Origin of the sequence: Pseudomonas paraversuta, from assembly GCF_904067025.1 — a bacterium.
GTDB classification, from domain to species: Bacteria; Pseudomonadota; Gammaproteobacteria; order Pseudomonadales; family Pseudomonadaceae; genus Aquipseudomonas; species Aquipseudomonas paraversuta.
Window position 1 is genome coordinate 448,841 of record NZ_CAJFDA010000001.1, and the last position, 24,109, is coordinate 472,949.

A 24,109-nucleotide genomic window follows, 5' to 3' on the forward strand; every position below is an offset into this window, starting at 1 on the left:
AGCTCGTTACACAGATGGTAACGATCAGCTTCTCCCCTGATAAAACGTTTCAGTTGCAGTGTGTGTTGCGAGGCACAAGTAGCCGATATCAGCCTGGGCAATGTGCTGTGCCGCTTTCAGTGTAGTGCCTGGTTCCAGCGCCAGAAGCGCGGCGTAGAGGGCCTCGAGGTAATCCGACGGGTGGCCTGCCAGTTTGGCTTGCCACAACAGCTCAGCGGCCTGGAGCGCGCCCAGGGCCTCGGTCGAGAATTGCCGTGCCAAGGCATCACGAGCCTGGGTGAAAGAAGTTTCATCCAGCGAGCTGACCAATTGCGGCAAATCGGCGAGAAAGGTCCGGATGTGCCCGAAGATTTCAGCCGTTGAGGCGTGGGGTGATTGCACGCCGAACAGCAGGCCGGTCTGGCCATTGATTTGGCGCAAACCACTGAATACCGCGTAGCCCAATTGCAGCTCGCCCCTTAGCCGTTGATAGAACGGGGTTTGGGCGATATGGGCCAGCAGGCGCCAGGCCGCTTCAGCGCCGAGATTGCCCACTGGCGCAGGACAAAATAGTAGCAGGGCCTGTTCGCTGGAATCGCAGGGTTCGGTGTGCCAGAAGTGCCGGTTTGCAGATTCGGGCTCCTGCCTGATCTGCGCATCCGGGGTGCCGGGAACTCTGGCCAGTGCCGCTGTGATCAGCGACTGGGTGGCGGCGGGCAAACCGACAGCCAGCCCGTCCCACTGCGCCGTGGCCCAGCACTGCTGCAGATCGCCGGCCACATACTCGCTACCAGGCTGGCAGACCTCTGGCAGGCGCTTGAGCAATTGGCGAACGGGTATCAATGGCCTGGCAGGGGGGGCGTTAGTCAATGGCCCGGTCGAGGGCGTAGCCAGTGCGCGCAGAGCGTGTTCGAGAATGGCGGGCATGGGCATCTGAATGCCCTGCAGTTTCAGCAGCCAGTCATTGCCGCAAGGGCTGAACGACAGTTCGACACCGGCCGCACGGGCATCTTGCTGCAGTGGGCGCAGGCTGTTTTCCAGGCCTGACAGCACGCCGTCTGCAGGTGTTGCGTGCAAGCGCCAGCGCAGGTAAATCGCTGCTTCGCCGTTATGGGCAGGCACCGCCGAACTGAAGTTCATCGCGGACATATCGCGACGGCTGCGCAAACGGTCCTGAGCAAAGGTGCGCAAGCCACGGTGAGCACTGGTTTGCCCGCGAATCAGGCCGGCACTGACTGGCTCTTTTGGTGCGCGTAAAAATGGATTGGCCGCCGGCAATTGCCAGGTGTACCGGCAGGTCGAGACCGGCACGGGCTGCATCTGCCCCAGTATGGCTTTAAGGGCCGCCACGGCTTGATCCGACAACGGCCCCTCAGCTTGCTCGCAGTCCAGGCGGGCCAATTCCATTGCGCCACAAACTTCCATCTGACGCTGTTGCAGTAAACGAAACTCCTCCCGCAGAGCGGGCCAGTCTTGTTGAGTGCTGAAGAACGCCAGCCAGTCGTAGAACATCTCGCTTATCTGTGTTGCGGTCTGAGTGATCTCGGCAGCTGCGCTGAACTCGATTTGCAACAGGGCCTGCCCCTTGAACTGATACAGCACCGCAGCTTTCAGGTTAGTGATCAGTTGCTGCTGGCATAGCCGGGCCACCAGGCCGTCGGGTTTATCGGCATTGATCCAGTGGCACAGAAAGTCCAGGGCCTGTCTGGAGGCGGGCGGCAGCTGCTCGAAGGCGAACATCAGGTTCAGGTGCTGGCCGTCGATGTGTTGATAGCCCGGCCCGGCATCAGTCATCAATCGGGGGGGCGCACTCTGTACAACGGTTTCTGCGCGTCGTAGTTCGGCGCAGCTGTGTTCAGCCAGTGCGGTCAGTTGATCTACGGATAGCGGCCCCGTCAGGCTGAGGCTCATTTGCCCGGTTTGATAGAACGCTTGGTAAAAGTCCTGCAGCGCCTGCTGAAAACTCTGGCGAGGTATTGGCAGGCTGTAACGGTTACCGGCATGGAAAGCCCTGAGCGGATGTGCCGGATTAAGGGGTTGCAGCAGTTTTAGCTGGTGCTGTGCCGAGGGCTCACGAGCCCAGGCGATAAATTCGGCATGCAGTACTTCGCGTTCGCGCAGTTGCTCATCCAGATTCATGCGCGGATGCGCGAGCATGTCGCACAAGCGCTCAACACCGCCGGCAAAGGTATCGGCGGACAGCTCAAAGAAGAAGTCGGTGTGACGCTCGCTGGTTCTGGCATTCACTTGGCCGCCATGGCGTTGCACGTAGGCCATGAGGTTGTCTTGTGCCGGGAAGCGCTCCGTGCCGAGGAACAGCAAGTGCTCCAGAAAATGCGCGAGGCCGGGCCAGGCGGCGGGCACATCGTGACTGCCTGCGGCAACGCGCAATACGGCCGCGCAACGCTTGAGGCGCGGCTCATGGCGTACAGAAAGACTCAGACCGTTGTTCAGGGTCGAGCGTTGGGTGTGAGGGTGGTTCAGCGCAGGCATGGGCACTTCCGGAACAGAGAAGCGCTCATGCTAGCGGATTACGGGCAATTAGCGCTTGGTCAGCTCGTTGTAAAGTTCTGGGCGGCGATCGGCGAGGTAGGAATTGGCGGTTTTGGCAGCCAGCAGTTGCGGGTGTTCCAGGGTCGCGGCAATCAAGGTTTCGTCCTGTTTGGCCAGGGCAACCTGCCGGCCGTTGGGGGCGGCGATACTGCTTTGACCACAGTAATGGATATTTCCTTCATGCCCGCAATAGTTGGCGTAAGCCACGAAGCACTGGTTTTCGAAGGCGCGGCAGCGCACGGTGACATCGGCGATAAAGTCGTAGGGCACCATGTTGGCAGTGGGCACCACAATCAGTTCTGCACCGGCCAGGGCCAGACGCCGGGCATTTTCCGGGAACTCCAGGTCGTAGCAAATCAGCAGGCCGAGCTTCCAGCCATTGAGCTCGACAACCGGGAACGCATCGGGACCCTGGCTGAACATGGAGTGATCGAGTTCACCGAACAGATGGGTCTTGCGGTAGTTGCACAGGCTTTTGCCATGGGCATCGATCAACTGCACGCTGTTATAGATGTGCCCGTCGGCGCCGCGCTCGGGGTAGCCGTACACGATCGCCTTGTTGGTGGTTTTGGCCAGCTCGGCAATTTGCTGCGCAGCGTCGCCGTCGTGGGTCTGTGCGAGTTCGGCCACGGCCCTGGCGCCGATGTTGTAGCCCGTGAGGAACATTTCGGGCAGCACCAGCAAGTCGACATCTTTGGATTGCCGCGCGATATTGCCTAAGCGCTGCAGGTTGCCCGCGACATCCAGCGGCAGGGGCGGGCATTGATAAAGGGCGACGCGCATGGGGTTCTCCGGTGTAAGTGCTGACTGTTTGTGGCGGTGACTTCCATAACCCTTGGGTCAGCCAGACTCAAGGGTTATGGAAGTATCACGGCGGTGTTCAGTCCGGAAGGGCGATCGGGCCGATTTCATGGAATACATCGCCTGGCCCCGGGTTCTCGGCATGGGTGCTGCCGCCGAAGTGGGTCATGATGCCCCATACCGCATTCAATGAGGTCTGCACCGCGCCTTCCACCCAGGCCGGTGTCCAGGACACATCATCGCCGGCAATGAAGATTCCGCGCTGCTCGTCGGGTAAATCCTGCTGCATGAAGTGTGCATACATGCGCTGGTTGTAGCGATAGTGCCCTGGCAGCGCCCCTTTGAAGGCGCCAAGGAAGTGCGGATCGGCTTCCCAGGACACGGTGATCGGGTCACCAATGATGCGGCTGGCGATATCCACCTTGGGGTAGATTTTCTTCAGCGAGTCGAGCGCCAGTTTCACGCGCTTTTCTACGGGGTGTGGCAGCATTTTCAGTGCATCGCTCATCCACGAATACGACAGGCAGATGACCCCCGGCTTGTTGTCGCCGTTATCAAACAGGTAGGTGCCACGGGTCAGGCGATCGGTGAGGGTCATGCTCATCAGGTCGCGGCCGGTCTCCGGGTCTTTGTCTTTCCAGAACGGGCGGTCGACCATGACAAAAGTTTTCGAGGACTGCATGTAGCGTGTGCGGTCCAGGGCCATCCACACTTTTTGCGAGAACAGCGATTCTTCGCATTCGATCTGGGTGGTCAGCAGCCAGCTTTGGCAGGTGATCAAAATGGCTGCATGGGAGCGCACTACACCGAGGTTGTCGGTGACGCAGAACTGTCCGTCAGAGGCGCGGGAGATGGCTTTGACCCCGGTGCGCGGGGCACCGTTGTGCAAAGAGCTGAGGCTGGTGCCCTCGGGCCAGTGGGCGCAGCGCTCGGGTGCATGACGCCAGATGCCCAGCGGGACTTGCTCAACTCCGCCAACCACCAGGTGTTGATGGTCGTCACAGTTGGTCATCACGACACGAAAGATCTCGAGCATCGAATTCGGGAAGTCGGAGTCCCATCCGCCGGTGCCAAAGCCGACCTGGCCAAATACCTCACGGTGCTGGAACGACAGTTTGGCGAAGGCTTTTGACGTGGCGACAAAGTCGTAGAACGTGCGGTCGTCCCACAGCGGAACCAGAGTGTTCCACAGCTCTTTGAGGCGAGGTACGTCACGGTCGCGGATGGCTTGCTGAATATCACCAAAGCGCGAACCTGACTCAAGGGCATCGGCCCAGGCGTCGGCGACTTCCTGGAACAGTGCAGGCAAGTCCGCCATTTTCTGTGCGTAGAAAGTCTGGCCTTCGAGGTCGATAACGGTGCTGCCCGACGCGGGCGTCAATGGGTTGGGGAACGGTTTGGTTTCCAGTCCCAGCTTGTCGACGTAGTGGTAAAACGCGGTCGAGGACACCGGGAAACGCATGCCGCCCAGCTCGGCGATCACCCCTTCACTGCCTTCGAAGGCCTGCGAGCGCAGGCGTCCACCCATCTTTGAGGCTTCATACACTACGGGTTTGAGGCCCAGCTTCATCAGCTCGTATGCCGCTACCATTCCGGCCATGCCGGCGCCGACGATCGCGACTTCGGTCCCCAGCTTGTCGGCCGGGATACTGCCCAGGCCTGCCGGGTGTTCAATCCAGTCATCAAAGGCAAACGGAAAGTCCGGGCCGAAGATGGTGATGGGTTTTTTTCCGTCGATGGGGTGGCGATTATTCTTGTTCATGGCTGACCTGCTGGCGACCCGCGTTTAACGCTGAGTATAGGAAAAGACAGGCACCATGATAGGGAGCGCAGAACACGTTAATAAGGCGCAATGTGTCGTCGTTATGACTGTTTATTGGTCAATGTGACGAATATGGACTGCATATTGTTGTGTAGGACGGTTAAAAAGTTACCCGCGGTCGACTTTGCTGCTGAGAATGATCGAGGTGGTGGTTTTTTCAACACCTTCGACATTGCCAATCTGATCCAGCAATTGATCCAGCTGCTCGGGAGAGTCGCTGCGAAGCCAGGCCACATAATCGAACTCGCCACTGACTGCACACAGTTGCTGGACCTGAGCCATGGCGCTCAGGCGTCTGACCACCTCTTTGCCCGCGCGCGGCTGCACGGTGATGCCCACATAGGCCTGCAGTCCGCCATCAATCAGCCGCTGGCCCAGGCGAACGCCATAGCCGGTAATCACTCCGGTTTTCTCCAGTCGTGCCAGCCGCGAGGTCACCGTGGTGCGCGCGATCCCCAGCTGGCGAGCCAGCATTGCCACGCTTTCGCGGGCATTGAGTTGCAGGGCCCCGATCAATTGGCGGTCGGTTTCATCCAGCGCGGGCGGGTGGGCATCAGACAAGGGAGGGCTCCTGTGGCATTGGTGACGCGGGTGGTCATGGTACATGGCCTGACGGCTCGTGGTTGCAGGCGCCATAGATCAGCCTGTTGTTTTAAGCGCCCGGGACTTTCAGATGGCGGAAGAAGTGTCGGCCGCAGGCGAGCCAGCGCTGCTGCGCTGGAGCCAGAAACACGAAAGCCGCGCAGTGCGCGGCTTTGAGTATGGTGGGCCCAGTAGGACTCGAACCTACGACCAAGGGATTATGAGTCACAAGATTGGAAATTAAATGACAGCTCATGAAACGATGGTTTCAGATAAAACAAGGCTTTCAGGCTGATTTAGCGTTTCGTGACGTTTCTTCTTATCTCTCAATATTGCTATGATTCGTTGAGCAATTCGTTAAGACGATCTTGGAGCTAGGAATGGCGCAGAAACTGGTTCACAGCAAGATAACAGCATTGAAAGCCACGCTCTCTGAGGCCTTGGAAGGGAAAGGGACGGGTTCTCTTCTCTTTGAACGCCGAGCTACGGGCGTTTTGGTCTATCTGAGTCTGCGCCGAGAGAAAAAGCAGGAGCGTCTAAAACTTGGGAACTATTCCGAAAAAACGTTGGTTGAGTGGCGAGCCTATGCCGCTGCGAAGTCGTTAGAGATTCGAGCCTTCCCGAGTATTGATGACTATCAAAAAGCGGAAGAGGAGCGTCAACGCTCAACCCAACGTGCTGCGGATGTTGAGGCAAGGCAGGGAACGTTGGCTCAAATGCTGAATGCCTACGTTGACGATATGGAGCGTAGGGGCAAGTCCAGTGCCAGGGCCGTGCGTGGTGCGCTAAAGCTGGATGTTCTCGATCCATTCCCTGATCTGTCGAAATGCAAGGCCAAGGAAGTCGAACCTAGCGATATTGCGAACATCCTGCGTCGCTGCCTAACTCGATCAGTCGCCAGTAAAGGACGGGGCGCCCGCTTGACCAAGGCATCAGCAACCAATGGTAAAAAGCGACAGGCAGATAAATTGCGCTCTTACCTTCAGGCGGCTTTTTCGTTTGGCCTTGCTAGCGATCTAAACCCGCTCCGTGCTGGTGACGCTGTTCAATATGGTCTCAAATCAAACCCCGCGCGTGACGTGCCAACGATTGAAGGCGCCAATCAGGCGAACACCTGGGCGCTTACAAAAGAAGAGCTGAAAGCGGTTGTTCTGGCCGTTGAAGGTCTACCTGCTCGGCGTAGTGCAATTGCAAAGGCGATGCTTTATCTCGCTGGGCAGCGTGTAGAAATGCTTTGTCGGGTCACTTGGGCAGACATCTATGACGATGGTGAGCATGGGGAAGTGATGCGGTTAATCGACCTCAAGGGCGGAAAAGGTACGCCGTCACGTGAGCATCTGTTGCCGATGACTCAGCGACTCCGTGAGATCCTGTCGCCGCTACTAGCGCTTCAAGGGGCAGGCAAAGCACCTGGGCCATTCTCTCTGCGTGGAAAAGTCAGCATCACACCCGGTACTGCACTGGATATTTTCTCAGCGCTTGGGGATCAGCTTTCGACAAAGGGGGAAACTCGCCGTTTCACTTGGCGCACGTTGCGCGCAACTATAGAGACTCACTTAGCGTCCTTGGGTGTGAATCAGGAGCGCCGAGCATGGTTACTGTCACATGGTCGGTCAGGGGTGCAGGCAAAACACTACGATAGGTGGAATTATCTACCGGAGAAGCGTGGGGATTTGGATAGGTGGGCGCGTTATCTGGATGAATTGTCGGGAATGCCGCAGAGTGCGGAAGTGGTGCAGTTACCGACCCGCAGCGTGGTAAATCAATGAGCTGGCGATTTGAGGAGTTGGCGCGCATGCAGGAGCGCCAGAAGCTGCTAGAACAGCCGTTTGATCCAGTAGCAGTTACCGCTCGAGTCCTGGCGATGTTCTCCCGTGTTCTTCCCAGTAAGCCCGTGGACTGGGACGGTTATCCGATGCATGTCCGGTCTATCTCGTGGCGCAAAGTTGAGGGTGTCACGCGTGCATACGTCGATGGCGTGGATTTGATCGACGCTGCCGCGACCAACCGTAATGCATGGGATGAGGCTGCGCGATTCGCGGCTCAATATATTGAGAAGGGGGAGGCGGTTCCTGAGTTCCTGCGCGTGTTTACTGCCGAGGTACTGCGCGGGGGGCGACCACGACCAGCTCGCCGAGGAAAACCAGCCGACCCGAACCGGAACTTTGCAATCTGCCTGGGACTGGAGGCGCTGAGCCGTGCAGGCATAAAGCCCACTCGCAACGAAGCCACCGAAGATGTGCAATCAGGCTGCGACATCCTAGCCGCAACATTGGGGCGCGATACCTCTGCTTATGTCGATATTTGGAAGCAGCGGAAGAGACACCTATATGTGCAAGCGAGCTGGGAGCTCCACTTGGAGCGTCTGCTTGTGGGGGATTAATCGCCGATTTCCCCCCTTCGCTATTTCCCGCCACTTTATTGAGAATGTCCCTGTCGAATCAATCTACACGGGGCTTTCCGAATGACCATGACCGCAACTGCCAGGGTTGAATCGCCAATCAGTTCGGCTATGCGCTTGATGTGAAAGCGTCCGTCCTCACCATCTGGTCAGTTCGACTGGCGGCTATGCTCTGCCGTATCTCAAGGTTTGTCGTCTGGTGCGCTACCGCGTGGGAGATCTTGCTGATTCTTGGCGTGCTGAATTGTGAATCATGCGGGGAGGCGCGGGTAACGAAAAAGCCAATGGATGGCGAAGAATGGGTATCTAAATCAGGGACTAATAGGTTGAAGTTAAGGATGTTTCTTAACTTTAAAATCGACCAAATTTCATGTGGTATCATATAAGCACAAAAAGGTCTAGAACATTTCGCTCTAGACCGTTTCGTTAAACGCTTTGTCTCAATGGCTCGCAACCATCGGACGGGGCAAACACCCACGCTGGGCGTCCTACAAATTTCTTAAGGGATCTTAGCCCAGCTCCGAGCAAGGAGCAACAACAATATGGTTGATTATAACCTGCACCCAGACCTGGCGCTTCAGCTGTGGTCAAAAAAACAAGTTTGCGGGCGGTTGGGCGTTTCGCCTGTCACCCTCTGGCGCTGGGTTTGTTCCGGGCACTTTCCAAAAGCTATTCAGTTGGGCCCTAGGCGTATCGCCTGGAGATCGTCGGTCGTGGAAGCCTTCTTAGCTAAAACTGAGGGGGCTTAATCATGGTGAAGACATTAACCCGCCTCCTTGGCGGGATGACACCGGCTTGTCTGAATTTTGCTCCGATGATCGAAAACATCGCGTTCGTAGTTCTACTGGGAGTAACTAGCTATGTCTGAAGCCATCACCCTTCTAGACACCAGCACCGAGGCCCAAGTGCGTCGCGTGGGGGAGATCTTGCGCGAACACAAGCCGACTACTGTTGAGTTGCGTGATTACTGGAATATCATGGCCCCGGCGGCGCGCATTTACACATTGCGACATGAGCTGGGGTGGGAAATTGCCACAGTTCCTGAAACCGTTCGAGACGCGTTTGGACGTCCTCATAGAGGTGTTGGACGTTATGTGTTGATCCGGGAGGGCTCACCCGTATGAACGCGCATCTAACCCTTATCACAAGCTCTAACCCTGTTCGTTTGACTAAACAATTCCTAGTGGAAGATGGAAAACTGGTGAAGCAAGGCGCCGGACAAATGGTTGAAGGCCACGCGAATGTAATAGAGGCCGCAACGCCTAACGCTTTGGTGGCGATTTTGTCGGAGCTACGAGAAAGTCAGGCGCTTTGCTACGGTCTGCCTATCGCCGGGTCTGCGCCAATTACCACTGCCTGCAATCTAGATAAAGCTGCTCCTGGGACTATTTCCCGTACTGCCGTGCATTTTGAATGGGCTCGCGCGGCAGGCTGGCTGATGCTCGACTACGATCCGGCACTTAGTGGTGAGGCACTTACACCTGAACAGTTCAGAGAGGCTATTTATTCGGCAGCACCAGCACTTCGCAATGCTCCATCGGTTTGGGGTTGCTCATCCTCAAGTATGTTGTTTGCTGATGGTCAGCAACTGGCGGGCATCCGTGGGCAGCGACTGTATATTCAAGTCGCTGACTCTCGTGATATTGAGCGTGCGGGTCGTGTGCTGTTTGAGCGTCTTTGGTTGGCTGGCTTTGGTTATATTGCAATAAGCAAATCGGGCGCCTTGCTGAAGCGTGCTCCGATTGATTCGAGTGTATGGCAACCGCACCGCCTCGACTTTGCAGCACCTCCTGTGTGTGTGGTTCCGGTTGAAGCCCGTCGCCCAGCATCATTAGTGCTGAATGGTGGCGCTGATCCGGTCATAACCTTGAGTGCAATTCCGTCATTAAATAGCGGCGAGCGCATGCAGCTTAAGGATCTGATGAGCGACGCGGCCTCAAAAATGGCCCAAGAACTGCACGATGTGCAAGTGGCTTGGATTGACAAGCGCATGGACGCACTCAATCAACTGCCGGAGTCTGAGCGTGAGGTCAGGCGCGCAACCTTCGAGCGGGCGGTCTGCGAGCACAAGTTATTCGGTGACTTCGAGTTAACTCACTCAAGCGGTGATTCTGTAACTGTTGGGCAGATACTAGATAATCCGAATAAATGGCATGGCGAGCGTTTTGCTGATCCTCTAGAGCCGGAGTACAGCAGTAATGACCATCGCATTGCACAAGTAAATCTGCGCAGTGGTGGCAAGCCTACACTTTACAGTCATGCGCACGGCGGGCAGCGGTTTACGCTACATCGTGCCGTTCGCACCCTCAAAACTGCGGCAGGAGATTTGCCGCGTGTAATGAATGATGCGTTGGCGGTAGTGCGCGCTGATGGAGTCATTTTTGAGCGTGCGGGGGCGCTTGTCCGTGTGGCAGGTGGTGAGCTTATGGCTGTCGAACCAGCATGGTTACGCAATCATCTAGAAGAACAGTTTCAGTTCCAGCGGTTTGATCGTCGCACTGGTGATTACGTGGCAACCGACTGTCCTGGAGATTTGTCCGCGCGAATTATGGCTGCGCGAGGGGCATGGGGCGTGCCGGTAGTCGCTGGCGTTATTCATTCACCAGTTATGCGTCCAGATGGCTCTATTCTGGAGGTTCCGGGACACGATCATGCCACGGGCCTTTTGTATCTTAGCGACGATCCCGGTTTGCCGCCTGTTCGCATTCTAGGCCGTGATGCGCTGATAGATACCTTGCGCAGGGTCTGGGAGCCGTTCGAGCAATTTCCTTTTGCTGATGATCTAGCGCGAGGAGTGTTCATGTCGGCATTACTGACAACGGTTTGCCGAGCTGCGCTTGATACTGCCCCGGGCTTTCTGGTTCGAGCGCACTCCCCTGGTACAGGCAAAACTTTGCTTTCTGAATGCTTGATGATCCTTGCCGGAGCCAGCACCGCTGCGCTGCCGCTACCGGAGAAAAACCCTGAAGAAATCGAGAAACGCCTCGCAGCAAAACTACTGACGGGTTGTTCCGGGCTAATCCTCGATAACCTTGTTGGGTCAATCGATAACGCGGCGCTTTGCTCGATGCTAACCAGTTCAAGCCCGGAGGTTCGCATTCTGGGGCGTTCTGAAGTGGTGACATTACAAAATCGGGCGCTGTGGGTATTGAATGGTAATAACGTAGGGGCTGGGGGTGACACTTTCCGTCGTTTGCTCCCTATATCCCTCGACTCGCCGGAAAACCCTGAGCGGCGTCGCTTTGGATTTAACCCGCGTGCTCTGATTAGATCGCGGTTAGCTGAATATAGAGCTGATCTATTGAGTGTTCTCTCGACTTATCAAAGGGCAGGAGCGCCAGTGGTTGCGGCTGGTGGCCTCGGTAGCTTTGAGCAATGGGAATCTCTTGTGCGGCAGTGCTTATGCTGGCTAATCAGTGAGGGCGTTTGTCCGGCGCCTATGGCTGATCCTGCTGGGGTGCTGGAGTTGTCGCGGGCTGAAGATCCAGAGCACCAGAAGCTAACCCAGCTACTGAGCGCTTGGCATTCTGTGCACGGAAGCAACCGTGTTTTTCTAAAGGAGCTGCAAACTAATTGTGAGGCAATGGGGCGTTTTGCTGATGTTGGGCATTTCACCAGTGCGACGACAGAGGAACAGGCACTAAACGCAATCCTTGAGGAAGTAGCATTCCATAATGGGCGATTCAACACGCGGGCGTTTGCAGCATGGTTGAGACGAAATGCAGGCGTTATTGTGGAAGGTTTGCGATTGGAACAAGGCGCAAAAAGCGGTGGTACGGCTGTATGGCGTGTTCTGGTATCTAGAGAGAAAAGTGAAGTAGCTTAAAAAGGTGGTTGTGGTGGTTGTTAAGGTTGTTTATTCCCTGCATGTTTAAACTGTCAGTTGACACTTTAGGGCTATCAGTAAAAAACAACCACCACAACCCATATAACCACCTTTGTTCAGAAAGGTGTGTATGGATGTCCCCTATTTTGTGCATGGGAGGCACTGACCAATATGTCGCCTAATGCTTAGCTTGCTAAGCATTTTTGCGTGTGTTTCATTGCTGGGAGAGTGTGTTTTTGTTTGCGATATAATAAGCGCTCTTAATTAATTATATGCAGGTAAAACAACATGGCTCGACAGCTTGTAAACGCTTCGCTTAATCCGAGCGATCTGGAGTCGTTGGTTGGACTTCTTGAAGGTTTGACAAAAGACGTTGCATCTATCAAGGCAGACCTGGCTTTTCTTAAGTCAGAAAACATGGCGGCTAATCGAAAAATTGTTAGCGATAAGTTCGGTGAAATAGTGGCTAAAGGTATGGAGCACAACGCAAAAGCGTTAGCCAAACTTGCAAGCCAGCCTGCGCAAATCATTGAAAGGCTCACCCCTGACTTCAATGAGTACTTTGCTGGGAGCGCTCGCTAATGGCTGCCGAAATCCGTAAGCCTGGGCGTCCTGTGGGCACCAGTAACCGCAACCTACTGCAAAGCCTGTTGCACCGTATGGCTCTAATCGAGGCCAGCCTGGGGATCATCATGGTTCGCTTGGAGGCCCGCGCATGAGCACTGTCGAATTGATTGCCAGCCATGAACAGCAACTAATCGACGCCGAACTGTTGCTAGCATCCCTCAATGAGCAATGGGAGTCAGCTTGCCGAGCCGGTGAAGACGTAGCGACGCTAGAGGATCAAATTGATAGCACAGCACGGCTAACCAAACGCCTAAACCTTCGCCTGGAAGCCCTGCATTTGCAAGCCGAGGTCGAGGCGCAACAAGCGAAAGTCGATAAAGCCAATGAGCAAGCCGCTGATGCAATCGCAGCTCTCGAACGGCTAGTAAATCATCGCAAGGCTATTTCCGCTTTGGTCGCCAAGTTAAAGCCATTGATCGAGGCTCATACCGATGAGTTCACCTTAGCTTTCAATTCAGCTCAGGCAGCCGGGCGCTATGTCCCGCTTGCTGGTGTTCGTTCTGCGTTGGAGCAAATCCAGGATCTGGAATTGGGAAATGTAAGCGCGCTAAACAATCTGATTGGCACTCGGCAGACCCTAGCTATGGGGCTGGCAACCGCTGGGCATATCTGATTTAGACGCCCGATCCTAATCCGGTCGGGCAATACCAAGGGGGCGGGAGATGCAGGCAATCGATGAGTTTGAATTTGAAGACGATCAGCCGAGCGATGAGCAGTTGCTTATCTGGGCTATCGAGGCGGCAGAAGTAATGCCGCCAAGGCGCTGGCTGGCACGTTGGGGCGGTTTCCTGACTCCTCGCATGTACCGGTGCAATGGTAAGACAAAGCAGCGCTACAACGATTTAGTGAAGGGCATAGCGAAGGCCACTAAACCAGTGCCAGACCGGGAGGCCACGCCTTATCCGGGAGTGATGTGGGCTTGATCGTAATTATTTTGGAGAGAGGCATCCTTGCCGATGTGCAGCGTCGATGATGCACGCATGAGAAGTTACTTTCCTTCCTTAATGAAGCTTATATACCACTTTATATTGGTTACTTCTTGAGCGGTTAGCTGCTTTTCTAGGTAGTAGTTTTGCCCAGATAATCGAACTATGACGGTTTGCGCGTGAGTCAGTGCGGTGATCAGTTCTTGTGGTGCTGGGCTAAACTGGCGCTCAGATACTCCGACTGAATGGACAATTTCTCTGTTGTTGTTTGTTGAAGGGGAGTTGGTTATTTTCCCGTCAATATTGAATGCGATATTGTTGACGAAAAGCCAATCTTTTCCTAGCCAGTACGTCTCTATGTTCCAGCTGTTGCTAGTGCCTTTTTTGAAAGTGTTAAATCTGAACCACGCCGATCCGTTGCCGCCAAACGTGTTTGGCTGTATATCAATTGGTGAGCTAAAGAGGTGCTCTGAGCCTGGATTGAAATTGTCTGGTGCCGCTCTGTATGCTTGGAATGGGCTTTCAGCGCATCCTGTCAGAAATATGCTTATGAGTAATGCAGTTGTTAGAGCTAGTATTGTTCTTGTAGAGACCATTGTGGGTTTCCATTTTTATGCTGGCATCAGCTGTGTTTTTCCATTTGGAACTGGTTTTGCGGCTATTGGTCAAGTTTGGCTAGGTTTATTGTTATCTTCTCGGAAATTGCGTCCGGGGCGTGGAAGGAAAGTTTGGATGTGGTTTTGTTGATTTCGATGGTCACTTCCAAAAGCTCCTCTTCGCTGAGGAACTGAGAAATCATTTTTCGTGCTCGGATTTTCATTTCTTTTGCGAGGTCGAAATTGCCTGTTCTCTTTATGGGCATGAGAGGCTTCCTTGGCTATGTGGTTGTTGATTAGTTTGTGGTTGAGTTGTAAGGGTTTTGTCCCTCGTTGAACGTAAAGTTAATTACTGTGTCGTTACGAATCAGCACGTCTAGAGTTTTCTGGGTGCCGGTGGTGGTGACTTTCATGGTGACGATATAGCTCTGTGCGTGAGCAGAGCCGTTTGCGTAGGTGTAGACCCACTTTTCATCGGTGTCGTTGACTGGGCTTTTACTGAAGGGGTCGCCAAACAGGGCTTTAAGCTCTTTTGTTGTCGTCTTTCCTTTGATGATGCTAGCTACGTTCTCAGATGGGAAATCTCTACCGCTAGTGTAGTGGGAGGTAGCGCAACCGCTAAGCGTCAGGCTCATTGCCAGTACTGCCAGTACCTTTCTCATATCGATCCTTGATGACGTGATTTTTCACAGCATACGCTCGGATGAAATCGAAAGGCCACTGTTTAGCGCACGTCTAACAGGTGGTGCGGAGGCACAGACCGCATTCGTTTAGCAATTCGTTAAGATTTTCCATTGGAAAACAAAAAAGGCCTACGCCGTTAAGCGTAAGCCTTTGTTTTGCATGGTGGGCCCAGCAGGACTCGAACCTGCGACCAAGGGATTATGAGTCCCCTGCTCTAACCAACTGAGCTATAGGCCCTCAGTAGGTCGCGGATTATAACGATGGTTTCTCGTGAGTGCTATCCGAAAAGTCTGAAATAGAGGCATGAACAATGGTCACTGCGATTTTTTGCGGTTTGCGCCGTGCTGGCGATGTGGGTCTGTGTCTGTTCGCAGCTTTGTGCAGCAAGAAAATCCTGTTGAACCCAGGTCTCGGCACTCGTCGCTAATGATGGTTTTGTCGGGGGGGTCTTCGCAGGCAGGGGGCCAGAGGTTGCAGTCGTGGAGTGGTCTGCGTACGTGACATGCGCCTGGCAGGCGAAAGAACGGGGAGGGCAGGTTGCTATAAAGCAAAACCCCCGGCAGGGCCGGGGGTTTTGGTATCACTCGTCGAGGAAGGAGCGCAGATGCTCGCTTCTCGTCGGGTGGCGCAGCTTGCGCAACGCCTTGGCTTCGATCTGACGAATCCGTTCACGGGTAACGTCGAACTGCTTACCAACCTCCTCAAGGGTGTGGTCGGTATTCATGTCGATGCCGAAGCGCATGCGCAGTACTTTGGCTTCACGTGCGGTGAGGCCGGAGAGTACGTCGCGTGTCGCTTCTTTAAGGCTCTCAACGGTGGCTACATCGATTGGCGACTGCATGGTCGAGTCTTCGATGAAGTCGCCCAGATGGGAGTCTTCGTCATCACCGATCGGGGTTTCCATGGAGATCGGCTCTTTAGCGATCTTCAATACCTTGCGGATTTTATCCTCAGGCATTTCCATGCGTTCGCCCAGCTCTTCCGGGGTCGGTTCACGACCCATTTCCTGCAGCATCTGGCGGGAAATGCGGTTGAGCTTGTTGATCGTCTCGATCATGTGCACCGGAATACGGATGGTGCGGGCCTGGTCGGCGATCGAGCGAGTGATCGCCTGACGGATCCACCAGGTGGCATAAGTCGAGAATTTGTAGCCGCGGCGGTATTCAAACTTGTCTACCGCTTTCATCAAGCCGATGTTGCCTTCCTGGATCAAGTCGAGGAACTGCAAGCCACGGTTGGTGTACTTCTTGGCGATGGAGATCACCAGACGCAAGTTGGCTTCAACCATCTCTTTCTTCGCGCGGCGGGCCTTGGCCTCACCGATCGACATGCGACGGTTGATGTCCTTGATCTCGGCAATCTTCAAGCCGGTTTCAGCTTCCAGTGCAGACAGCTTCTGCTGGCAACGGATGATGTCCGGTTGCAGGCGACCAATGGCTTCAGCGTATTTGCTTTTGCCTTTGGCCAGCGCGTCGCTCCAGCTTTCGTCGACTTCGTTACCCGGGAACAGGCGCAGGAAGTCGGTGCGCGGCATGCGTGCATCACGTACACACAGCTGCATGATGGCGCGCTCTTGTGCACGCAGACGCTCCAGGGCGCTACGAACACGCTCAACCAGGCCTTCGAATTGCTTCGGGACCAGTTTGATCGGCATGAACAGCTCGGCCAGTGCAACCAGCTCGGCAATTGCCTGCTTGCTGCCGCGACCGTGCTTTTTCAGTGCCTTGCGAGCGATTTCCATCTGATCGGAAACAGCGCCGAAACGCTGAGCCGCGATGATCGGGTCAGGGCCGCTTTCGACCTCTTCCTCTTCTTCGGTGGACTCTTCCTTTTCGTCCTCTTCGTCGTCACCTTCGGCTTTCACCTTTGGGTCGACAGGAGGCGGTACTTCGGCTGCGGGCGGCGCAATACCGTCGTCCGGGTCGATATAACCGCTCAGAACGTCGGACAGGCGGCCACCTTCGGTGGTGACGCGAGTGTACTCGGAGAGAATATGGTCAACCGTGCCAGGGAAGTGCGCAATTGCGCCCATCACTTCGCGGATGCCTTCTTCGATACGCTTGGCGATTTCGATTTCGCCTTCACGTGTCAGCAGTTCTACCGTGCCCATTTCACGCATATACATGCGTACAGGGTCGGTAGTACGACCAATGTCGGTCTCTACTGCCGCCAACGCGGCAGCTGCTTCTTCAGCAGCTGCTTCGTCGGTGTCAGCATCGGCCAACATAAGGGCGTCCGCATCCGGAGCACTCTCGTGTACGGGGATCCCCATGTCATTAATCATGCGGATGATGTCTTCCACTTGCTCCGGATCTGAAATATCTTCGGGCAGGTGGTCGTTGACCTCTGCGTAAGTCAGATACTTCTGCTCACGGCCGAGGGTGATCAACTCTTTGATACGAGACTGCTGTTGCGCTTTTCCGGACATAACACCCTATCCACTGAAGGTCTTGGCGGGCAAAAAACAAGCCGAGGATTATACCTTAGCTATGACCTCACGCGCCAGTTGAGGTCGGGTTTGATGCGGGATTATTGCGACTTAGAAGGTCGCGTAACTGATTTTTCTCCTCGGTACTGAGCTCGCCTTGACGTGCTTTTCGAAGAAGTTGCTCCAGATTTCGCTCGCGTTGGCGAGCTGACAGGCTAGTTATAGTGTCGAAAAACTGTTGTTCAAGGTTGTCGGCATCAATTAACCATTCCTTTTCCAGCAATCTTTGCAATAAACGACCCTGTTCAGTCCCGTGCCAACGGGATAACAACTGAATAGAGCTTAGCTTAGGATTTTTCTGTACGGCCTCGACCAGAGCGATCAGCAGTTGATTATTAGTCTGGTCTTCTGCGGCAAAGTGCCCGGCATCTTCAACTTTCGCAGCCAGTTGCGGGTGATGCAGCAGTGTGCGCAGGGCGGCCAGGGTTGGCGGCTCGACCGCTGCCGGGATGCGTGGCCCGCGGGGCTGGTCATTGTCGCCGCCGCGCTTGGATTTTTTGTCCCAGGGCTTGTTTTCCCACTTCTTGCCGCCAGCGCCAGGTTTTTTCGGCGCCCACTCCTGTTGGGGGAGGTAGGTGTCCGGTTGCTGGAAGTCGCTGTAGTCAGGCATGCCGTCGTAATCAATGCCCGGGTCATAAGCAGGTTGCGCCTGCGCCTTTGCGGGTGCGTTCTGCGCCAGCTGGCTGACGGTTTCACTGGTGAGGCCGGTTATCTCGCTCAGGCGTTGGCGCATCAGGGTCCGCAGGTTGGCCCCCGGGACTTTATCGATCAGCGGTGCTGCCAGGGTTGCCATGTGGGCCTTGCCTTCAAGCGAGCGCGGGTCGGACTCTTCTGTCAGTTGCTGGAAGAAATAATCGGCCAGCGGCTGTGCATGCTGGTTGATACGCGCCTTGAAGGCGTCAGTGCCTTCGGAACGCACCAGCGTGTCCGGATCTTCGCCTTCGGGCAGGAACAGGAAGCGCGCGCGACGGCCGTCCTGCAGGCAAGGCAGGGTCGCCTCCAGTGCGCGCCAGGCAGCGTTGCGGCCGGCCTGGTCACCGTCAAAGCAGAACAGGACGCTGGGCACCACGCGGAACAGGCGCTTCATGTGTTCTTCGCTGGTTGCCGTGCCGAGTGTGGCCACGGCATTGCGCAGGCCTTGCTGGGCGAGAGCGATAACATCCATGTAGCCTTCGACGACGATGATTTCGTCGAGGCTGCGGTTGAATTTGCGCGCTTCGAACAGCCCGTACAGTTCCTGGCCTTTATGGAAGACCGGGGTTTCGGGGGAGTTCAGGTATTTTGGTTTGTCGTCGCCCAGTACCCGGCCGCCGAAAGCAATGATGCGGCCACGACTGTCGCGGATCGGAAACATGACTCGATCGCGAAAGCGGTCATAACGTTTGCCGGTTTCGGCATTTTCGACCAGCAGGCCGGCGTCGATCATGGCCTTTTGTTGCAGCGTGTCGCTGCTCAGGTGCTTGTACAGGTTGTCCCAGCCGGGCGGGGCGAAGCCCAATCCGAAGTCGCGGGCTATTTCGCCGGTCAGGCCGCGTCCCTTCAGGTAGTCCACGGCCGCTTTGCGTGCCGGATGGCCTTTTAGGGCCTGGCGATAAAAGTCGGCTGCGGCTGTCAGAAGCGGGTAGAGCGGAGAGTCGGTGGGCTGCCTTGGCTTGTGTGGGCGGCCGCTTTCTTCCCGGGGGATTTCCATGCCCGCGGCTTTGGCCAGTTCCTCTACAGCCTGGGGGAAGTCCAGGTTGTCGTGGTCCATGATAAAGCCGAGGGCATTGCCTCCTGCGCCGCATCCGAAGCAGTAATAGAACTGTTTGTCGGGGCTGACGCTGAAGGATGGTGTTTTTTCTTTGTGGAAGGGGCAGCAGGCGGTGTAGTTCTTGCCGGCTTTCTTCATTTGCACGCGTGAGCTGACGACATCGACGATATCGGTACGGTTAAGAAGGTCGTCAATGAAGCTCTGGGGGATTAACCCGGCCATGGCGTTCTCGTCATCTCTGCGCAGAAATTAACCCGCATGAGGGCTTGGTCGTCGTACGTGCAGGCAAGTGTGCTGCCAGATCGCGGGACGTCTGCTCAATCATGTTGGGGGAGTGTATCTGTCGAAACGTCACTGATTTATTTTTAATCAGGGTAAATGGCTTCGATAGGTGTCGCGCTCTGAGTCCGGCATTGACCAATGGCTGGTCTCGGATAGCTCATAAGCAGGTACTGGAGAGGTACCTTGGGCTGATCGTCTTTGGGAAAATCAGAGGGGTGTGCTCGTCGGTAGCCTTGGAAGGCTCGTCAGTAAAGACGTGCACCGCTGGCTATTAGGCCAGGTCTGACGTGATGTAGCGTTTTGTCGCGGTCGCATCTGCGGCCTTGACAATAAAACATGTAACTAAAGCTGCAACTGCCTACGGCCCGGCTTTAGGCCGGGCTTGGCAGAAGCGTGCTTCGAACGTCTGTGTATTAGTACAGACGAACGGCGCGGCGCTGCTCGCGCTGAACTTTCTTCGCGTGACGCTTAACAGCAGCTGCTGCTTTACGCTTACGCTCAGAAGTCGGCTTCTCGTAAAATTCGCGGCTGCGAACTTCAGCCAGAACACCGGCTTTTTCGCAGGAGCGCTTGAAACGACGCAGAGCTACGTCGAAGGGTTCGTTCTCTTTTACTTTGACGGCTGGCATCCAGAGCTACCTTCATTCATTACCGGGGTCAACGTCTCAAGGCAAAATCGCGTTGGAAGACGTCGGTTTTTAAGGGTTGCGGATGTTAACCCCTCATCGCCCGGAATGCAAAGCCTCTGATCGAAAACCGCTGGCCGGGGGCGGGAGTGGCGACTATTATGCGCGCCTTCGAATTTAGCCTCTACAAGGCGTAAACCCATGCTAGTACTGGGATTAGAAACCTCCTGCGACGAGACCGGCGTCGCGCTTTACGACAGTGAACGCGGGCTTTTGGCCGACGCACTGTTCAGTCAGATCGACTTGCACCGCGCTTATGGCGGTGTGGTTCCGGAGCTGGCTTCAAGGGATCACGTCAAGCGCATGCTGCCCTTGATTCGTCAGGTGCTGGCTGAGGCTGGCTGTGTGCCTACAGAGATTGATGCGATCGCCTACACGGCAGGGCCTGGATTGGTCGGAGCCCTTCTGGTTGGGGCTTCATGTGCCCAGGCGCTGGCGTTTGCCTGGGGTATTCCGGCCTTGGGTGTGCACCACATGGAGGGCCATTTGTTGGCTCCAATGCTGGAAGAGCAGCCCCCGGAATTCCCGTTCGTCGCTTTGTTGGTGTCGGGCGGTCATACGCAGTTGGTGCGTGTGGATGGCATCGGCCAATACGAGTTGTTGGGCGAGACCCTGGACGACGCGGCCGGAGAAGCATTCGACAAGACGGCGAAGATGATGGGGCTCAACTACCCGGGCGGCCCTGAGATTGCGCGACTGGCCGCTCAGGGCGTTGCGGGGCGGTTTGTGTTCCCCAGGCCCATGACTGACCGTCCGGGGCTGCAATTCAGTTTCAGCGGCCTTAAAACCTTTGCCTTGAATACCTGGCAGCGCTGTGTGGCGGCTGGTGATGACACAGAGCAGACCCGTTGCGATATCTCTCTGGCATTCCAGCAGGCGGTGGTCGAGACCTTGACCATCAAGTGCAAGCGGGCTTTGAAGCACGCAGGCATGAAGCGTCTGGTGATTGCGGGCGGGGTCAGTGCCAATAAGGCGCTGCGGGTTTCGCTCGAAAAAATGCTCGGCGACATGAATGGCAATGTTTACTACGCCCGACCGGAATTTTGTACGGACAACGGCGCAATGATTGCCTTTGCCGGCTGTCAGCGGTTGCAGGCCGGTCAGCATGAAAGCCTGGCGATCAGTGTGCAGGCGCGCTGGCCGATGGAACAATTGAAGCCGCTGTGAGTGCGGGGCGTAAGGCATGAGTCGGTGTTGCGTGAGCGTATTTCATGCGCGCTATTCAGAAATGCCGTTCGCGCCCGGCCATCAGGTCGCGTAAATTGCTGCGGTGGCGCCATACAATCAGCGCCGTCAAGGCGCACATGGGCAGCAGGGCAGCAGGCTCTTGCCAGGCCAGCAATGGCAGGGTCAGGGGTGTGGCTATCAACGCTGCCAGTGAGCTGGTGCGGCTTAGCTGGAAGGTCAGTAGCCATGCGGCAACGGCCAGCAGGGCGGCAGGCGGGTAGAGTCCCACCAGCATGCCTGCGGCAGTGGCAACGCCTTTGCCGCCGCGAAAGCGGAAGTACAACGGGTACATGTGGCCGAAGACGGCGCAGATACCGATCCAGGCTTGTTGCTGGAGCGGGAGACCGAGCTGGTTGGCCAAAAGTACGGGCAGCAAGCCTTTGCACAGGTCGCCGAGCAGAGTCAGGACGGCGAGCTTTTTGCCGGCAAGGCGCAACATATTGGTCGCGCCGGCATTGCCCGAGCCACTCATTCGCGGGTCGGGATTTCCCGTCAGGCGGCTGAGCAAAATGGCGAAGGACAGAGAGCCAAGCAGGTAGGCGAAAATCGCCAGTAACCAAAACATGCTAACTATTCCGGGCGAGGACGCCCTGATTCTAACGGCGCATTGCGCCCTTGTCGTGCTGCGGAGAAAAGTGCTTGGACAGAGTGTTTATCGAAGGCCTGGAAGTTGACACCGTGATCGGTGCTTATGACTGGGAGCGTGGCATCCGCCAGTGCTTGCGGCTTGACCTGAGTTTCGCGTGGGATAATCGCCCGGCTGCGGCCGGTGATGACCTGACGCTGGCCCTGGATTACGCGAGTGTTTCTTCGCGAATCCAGGCATTTGCCGAGGCGGCTCAGTTCCAGTTGGTGGAGACTTTTGCTGAGCGTCTGGCCGAAGTGCTGATGACTGAATTCAATATTCCGTGGTTGCATCTGAAGCTGACCAAGCCCGGCGCCGTTTCGGCGGCCACCGGTGTGGGCGTGGAGATTGAGCGCGGATGTCGCTAACTCAGGTTTTCCTCGGGCTGGGCAGTAATGTCGAGCGTGAAAAGCATTTGTGCGCCGGGCTTGACGCCCTTGCGGGATTTTTGCAGGACATGAGCTGTTCTGCAGTGTTTGAAAGTCAGCCGGTGGGCATCAGGAGCGGGCCTTTTTTCAACCTGGTGGTGTCGGCAAAAACTGACTTTCCGCTGGCTGAACTAAGTCGACGTTTGAAGTTGATCGAGGCGGATAACGGACGTTATGCCCAAGATCGCAAAGGTTTGCCTTTGGATATCGACGTGTTGTTTTACGGTGATCTGGAAGGCAACTTTGATGGCTTGATTTTGCCCCGTGCAGAGATTCTCAAAAATGCTTTTGTCTTGTGGCCCTTATCGTTGATAGCGCCAGACAAGGTGCATCCGGGCGTGGGCAAGACTCTGGCTCAGATGTGGGCAGAAGCACAGATCGATCAAGTTCTGGCGCCTGCAGCATTTGAATGGCGGGGGGAGCAGTTGACCCCGGCCGGGATGCTTTTGCCTTAGTAGTCGCTGGTGCAGGCTGTGATGGGTTGCCTGGCGACCCTGCGGTGAAGGTCCTTCGGCCCTTAGCGCAGCCTGCGCCATCGACTACAAGAACGATGTCTCAGGCTTTTGCTGCTTCTTTGTAGGCTTGCAGCGCCTTTAGCCGTTCGTGCTTTAGCGCTTCCCCGAGTTCAGGGCCTTTGAAACCCTGCTCAAGTAAAGGCTGGACGGCCACGGCCTGGGCAGCCTTGGCAGCACCGCGCAGGTAATCGGCCTGTGGATACGGGCGATTCTCCAGTCCCAGGCGCCCTTTGGCGTCCATCTCGCAGGCTACGATAAACTCCTCAAAACGCTGCGGTCGACGATATACGTCAAAACGCTGCAGCAGTTCCAGTAGCGTTGATGCCTTGAGTTCCAGAGCGCGGTGGCCGTGGGTGTGATATTCGCCCACAAGGAGTGCCAGTTCCTGACAGTCGCGCGGCACTTTGTAGCGCTCGTTGACCGCTTTGATCAGGCGCAGCCCTTTGTGCTCGTGGGCAATGTGTCTTGGCCAGTCCTTTTCAGGTGTAAGCCCTTTGCCCAGATCATGCAGCAGGCAGGCCCAGCGCACGGTCAGTGGCTGATTGTGCAGGGCTGCCTGCTCAAGCACGCTCAAGGTGTGTACGCCGCTGTCGATCTCCGGGTGATGTGCAGCAGGCTGGGGTACTCCAAACAGGGCATTGATCTCCGGTAGCAGCACTTCCAGAGCCTCGCAGCTGCGCAGTACTTCCAGGAATACCTGAGGCTGATCTTCCATCAGGGCCCGGGAGATTTCTTTCCAGCAACGCTCCGGGGTCAGCGCTTGCAGTTCGCCTGAGCGAGACAGTTGGCGCATCAGCTCCAGGGTCTCGGGTGCGATGCTGAAACCGAGTCCGGCATAGCGCGCGGCGAACCGGGCAACTCGCAATACCCGGAGGGGATCTTCGGCGAATGCGGGTGAAACATGGCGTAAAATCCGCGCCTCAAGATCGCGCTGACCATGGAAAGGGTCGGTCAAATTACCTGAGTCGTCCTCAGCCATTGCGTTGATGGTCAGGTCGCGCCGGATCAGGTCTTGTTCAAGGGTAATGTCGGGGCTTGCATGAAAGATGAAGCCGCCATAGCCCTGGCCGCTTTTGCGCTCTGTGCGCGCCAGTGCGTATTCCTCCCCGGTTACAGGGTGAAGAAATACCGGAAAGTCCGAGCCCACGGGGCGAAACCCTTTGCTGAGCATTTGTTCGACTGTTGCGCCGACCACTACCCAATCGATATCAGTGACGGGCTTGCCCAGCAGGCGATCCCTTACGGCACCGCCAACTTTATAAATCTGCATAAAAAACCTCCGTTAGCACGACAGGATAACGCTTGCGCCGT

The 24,109-nt window shown here is 56.0% G+C and carries 22 protein-coding genes and 1 tRNA gene; 12 read left to right on the forward strand and 11 right to left on the reverse strand.

Annotated elements, in window-relative coordinates:
* Positions 1 to 24: 24 nt before the first annotated feature.
* The 4 genes from pqqF to JQ848_RS02120 all read right to left on the reverse strand — a co-directional run bounded on the left by pqqF (position 25) and on the right by JQ848_RS02120 (position 5,716).
* Positions 25 to 2,472 (reverse strand): pyrroloquinoline quinone biosynthesis protein PqqF, encoded by a 2,448-nt coding sequence (pqqF, locus tag JQ848_RS02105; protein ID WP_202210226.1) that lies wholly within the window; start codon positions 2,470 to 2,472, stop codon positions 25 to 27.
* 48 nt (positions 2,473 to 2,520) lie between these two features.
* Positions 2,521 to 3,315, reverse strand: a complete 795-nt coding sequence (locus tag JQ848_RS02110; protein ID WP_003444520.1) for a carbon-nitrogen hydrolase family protein — start codon at positions 3,313 to 3,315, stop codon at positions 2,521 to 2,523.
* A gap of 97 nt (positions 3,316 to 3,412) precedes the next feature.
* The gene (locus tag JQ848_RS02115; RefSeq protein ID WP_010656666.1) at positions 3,413 to 5,095 is read right to left on the reverse strand and encodes a flavin monoamine oxidase family protein; all 1,683 of its coding nucleotides are present in this window, start codon (positions 5,093 to 5,095) and stop codon (positions 3,413 to 3,415) included.
* A gap of 168 nt (positions 5,096 to 5,263) precedes the next feature.
* Positions 5,264 to 5,716, reverse strand: a complete 453-nt coding sequence (locus tag JQ848_RS02120; protein ID WP_010656665.1) for an Lrp/AsnC family transcriptional regulator — start codon at positions 5,714 to 5,716, stop codon at positions 5,264 to 5,266.
* A 401-nt stretch (positions 5,717 to 6,117) separates the two neighbouring features.
* Here JQ848_RS02120 and JQ848_RS02125 point away from each other — a divergent pair, with 401 nt between their 5' ends.
* The 9 genes from JQ848_RS02125 to JQ848_RS02165 all read left to right on the forward strand — a co-directional run bounded on the left by JQ848_RS02125 (position 6,118) and on the right by JQ848_RS02165 (position 14,264).
* Positions 6,118 to 7,506 (forward strand): tyrosine-type recombinase/integrase, encoded by a 1,389-nt coding sequence (locus JQ848_RS02125; protein WP_094992816.1) that lies wholly within the window; start codon positions 6,118 to 6,120, stop codon positions 7,504 to 7,506.
* Entirely contained in the window at positions 7,503 to 8,120 is a 618-nt protein-coding gene (locus JQ848_RS02130) for a hypothetical protein (protein WP_141232169.1), read from the forward strand. Before JQ848_RS02125 ends, JQ848_RS02130 begins: the two co-directional genes overlap by 4 nt.
* 560 nt (positions 8,121 to 8,680) lie before the next feature.
* Complete coding sequence (locus JQ848_RS22925; RefSeq protein ID WP_094992818.1) at positions 8,681 to 8,887, forward strand: helix-turn-helix transcriptional regulator; 207 nt, start codon at positions 8,681 to 8,683, stop codon at positions 8,885 to 8,887.
* A 111-nt stretch (positions 8,888 to 8,998) separates the two neighbouring features.
* A complete protein-coding gene (locus tag JQ848_RS02140; protein WP_094992819.1) occupies positions 8,999 to 9,262 on the forward strand; it encodes a helix-turn-helix domain-containing protein in 264 nt (87 codons plus the stop codon).
* Positions 9,259 to 11,964 carry a hypothetical protein gene (locus JQ848_RS02145; protein WP_138738902.1) on the forward strand — a complete coding sequence of 902 codons (2,706 nt, stop codon included), beginning with the start codon at positions 9,259 to 9,261 and terminating at the stop codon, positions 11,962 to 11,964. Before JQ848_RS02140 ends, JQ848_RS02145 begins: the two co-directional genes overlap by 4 nt.
* A gap of 288 nt (positions 11,965 to 12,252) precedes the next feature.
* Positions 12,253 to 12,546: a hypothetical protein gene (locus JQ848_RS02150; RefSeq protein WP_094992821.1), complete on the forward strand. Its 294-nt coding sequence runs from the start codon at positions 12,253 to 12,255 to the stop codon at positions 12,544 to 12,546.
* 133 nt (positions 12,547 to 12,679) lie between these two features.
* Entirely contained in the window at positions 12,680 to 13,204 is a 525-nt protein-coding gene (locus JQ848_RS02155; protein ID WP_094992822.1) for a hypothetical protein, read from the forward strand.
* A gap of 49 nt (positions 13,205 to 13,253) precedes the next feature.
* A complete protein-coding gene (locus JQ848_RS02160) occupies positions 13,254 to 13,514 on the forward strand; it encodes a hypothetical protein (protein ID WP_094992823.1) in 261 nt (86 codons plus the stop codon).
* 195 nt (positions 13,515 to 13,709) lie between these two features.
* The gene (locus tag JQ848_RS02165; protein WP_141232170.1) at positions 13,710 to 14,264 is read left to right on the forward strand and encodes a hypothetical protein; all 555 of its coding nucleotides are present in this window, start codon (positions 13,710 to 13,712) and stop codon (positions 14,262 to 14,264) included.
* 145 nt (positions 14,265 to 14,409) lie between these two features.
* On the opposite strand, the gene JQ848_RS02170 is transcribed toward JQ848_RS02165, so the two are convergent.
* From JQ848_RS02170 to rpsU, 5 genes are all read right to left on the reverse strand, one after another.
* Positions 14,410 to 14,775 (reverse strand): hypothetical protein, encoded by a 366-nt coding sequence (locus JQ848_RS02170; protein WP_094992826.1) that lies wholly within the window; start codon positions 14,773 to 14,775, stop codon positions 14,410 to 14,412.
* Positions 14,776 to 14,957: 182 nt separating this feature from the next.
* Positions 14,958 to 15,034: transfer RNA gene (locus JQ848_RS02175), tRNA-Ile, on the reverse strand.
* Between the two features lie 343 nt (positions 15,035 to 15,377).
* Complete coding sequence (rpoD, locus tag JQ848_RS02180; protein WP_003444517.1) at positions 15,378 to 17,225, reverse strand: RNA polymerase sigma factor RpoD; 1,848 nt, start codon at positions 17,223 to 17,225, stop codon at positions 15,378 to 15,380.
* Positions 17,226 to 17,292: 67 nt separating this feature from the next.
* Positions 17,293 to 19,257: a DNA primase gene (dnaG, locus tag JQ848_RS02185; RefSeq protein WP_003444516.1), complete on the reverse strand. Its 1,965-nt coding sequence runs from the start codon at positions 19,255 to 19,257 to the stop codon at positions 17,293 to 17,295.
* Positions 19,258 to 19,730: 473 nt separating this feature from the next.
* Entirely contained in the window at positions 19,731 to 19,946 is a 216-nt protein-coding gene (gene rpsU, locus JQ848_RS02190) for a 30S ribosomal protein S21 (protein WP_002551877.1), read from the reverse strand.
* A gap of 198 nt (positions 19,947 to 20,144) precedes the next feature.
* On the opposite strand from rpsU, the gene tsaD reads away from it, so the two are divergent.
* Positions 20,145 to 21,170 carry a tRNA (adenosine(37)-N6)-threonylcarbamoyltransferase complex transferase subunit TsaD gene (gene tsaD, locus JQ848_RS02195; protein WP_161719884.1) on the forward strand — a complete coding sequence of 342 codons (1,026 nt, stop codon included), beginning with the start codon at positions 20,145 to 20,147 and terminating at the stop codon, positions 21,168 to 21,170.
* Positions 21,171 to 21,225: 55 nt separating this feature from the next.
* Here the strand turns inward: tsaD and plsY are convergent, their stop codons facing one another.
* Positions 21,226 to 21,795: a glycerol-3-phosphate 1-O-acyltransferase PlsY gene (plsY, locus tag JQ848_RS02200; protein WP_003444514.1), complete on the reverse strand. Its 570-nt coding sequence runs from the start codon at positions 21,793 to 21,795 to the stop codon at positions 21,226 to 21,228.
* Positions 21,796 to 21,869: 74 nt separating this feature from the next.
* Between plsY and folB the strand changes: the two genes are divergently transcribed.
* Positions 21,870 to 22,223, forward strand: coding sequence for a dihydroneopterin aldolase (folB, locus tag JQ848_RS02205; RefSeq protein ID WP_003444513.1), 354 nt, complete (start codon positions 21,870 to 21,872; stop codon positions 22,221 to 22,223).
* Positions 22,214 to 22,738, forward strand: a complete 525-nt coding sequence (gene folK, locus JQ848_RS02210; RefSeq protein WP_003444512.1) for a 2-amino-4-hydroxy-6-hydroxymethyldihydropteridine diphosphokinase — start codon at positions 22,214 to 22,216, stop codon at positions 22,736 to 22,738. The genes folB and folK overlap by 10 nt, the downstream gene beginning before the upstream one ends.
* 100 nt (positions 22,739 to 22,838) lie before the next feature.
* Here the strand turns inward: folK and JQ848_RS02215 are convergent, their stop codons facing one another.
* Positions 22,839 to 24,068, reverse strand: a complete 1,230-nt coding sequence (locus JQ848_RS02215; RefSeq protein WP_003444511.1) for a multifunctional CCA addition/repair protein — start codon at positions 24,066 to 24,068, stop codon at positions 22,839 to 22,841.
* Positions 24,069 to 24,109 lie beyond the last annotated feature (41 nt).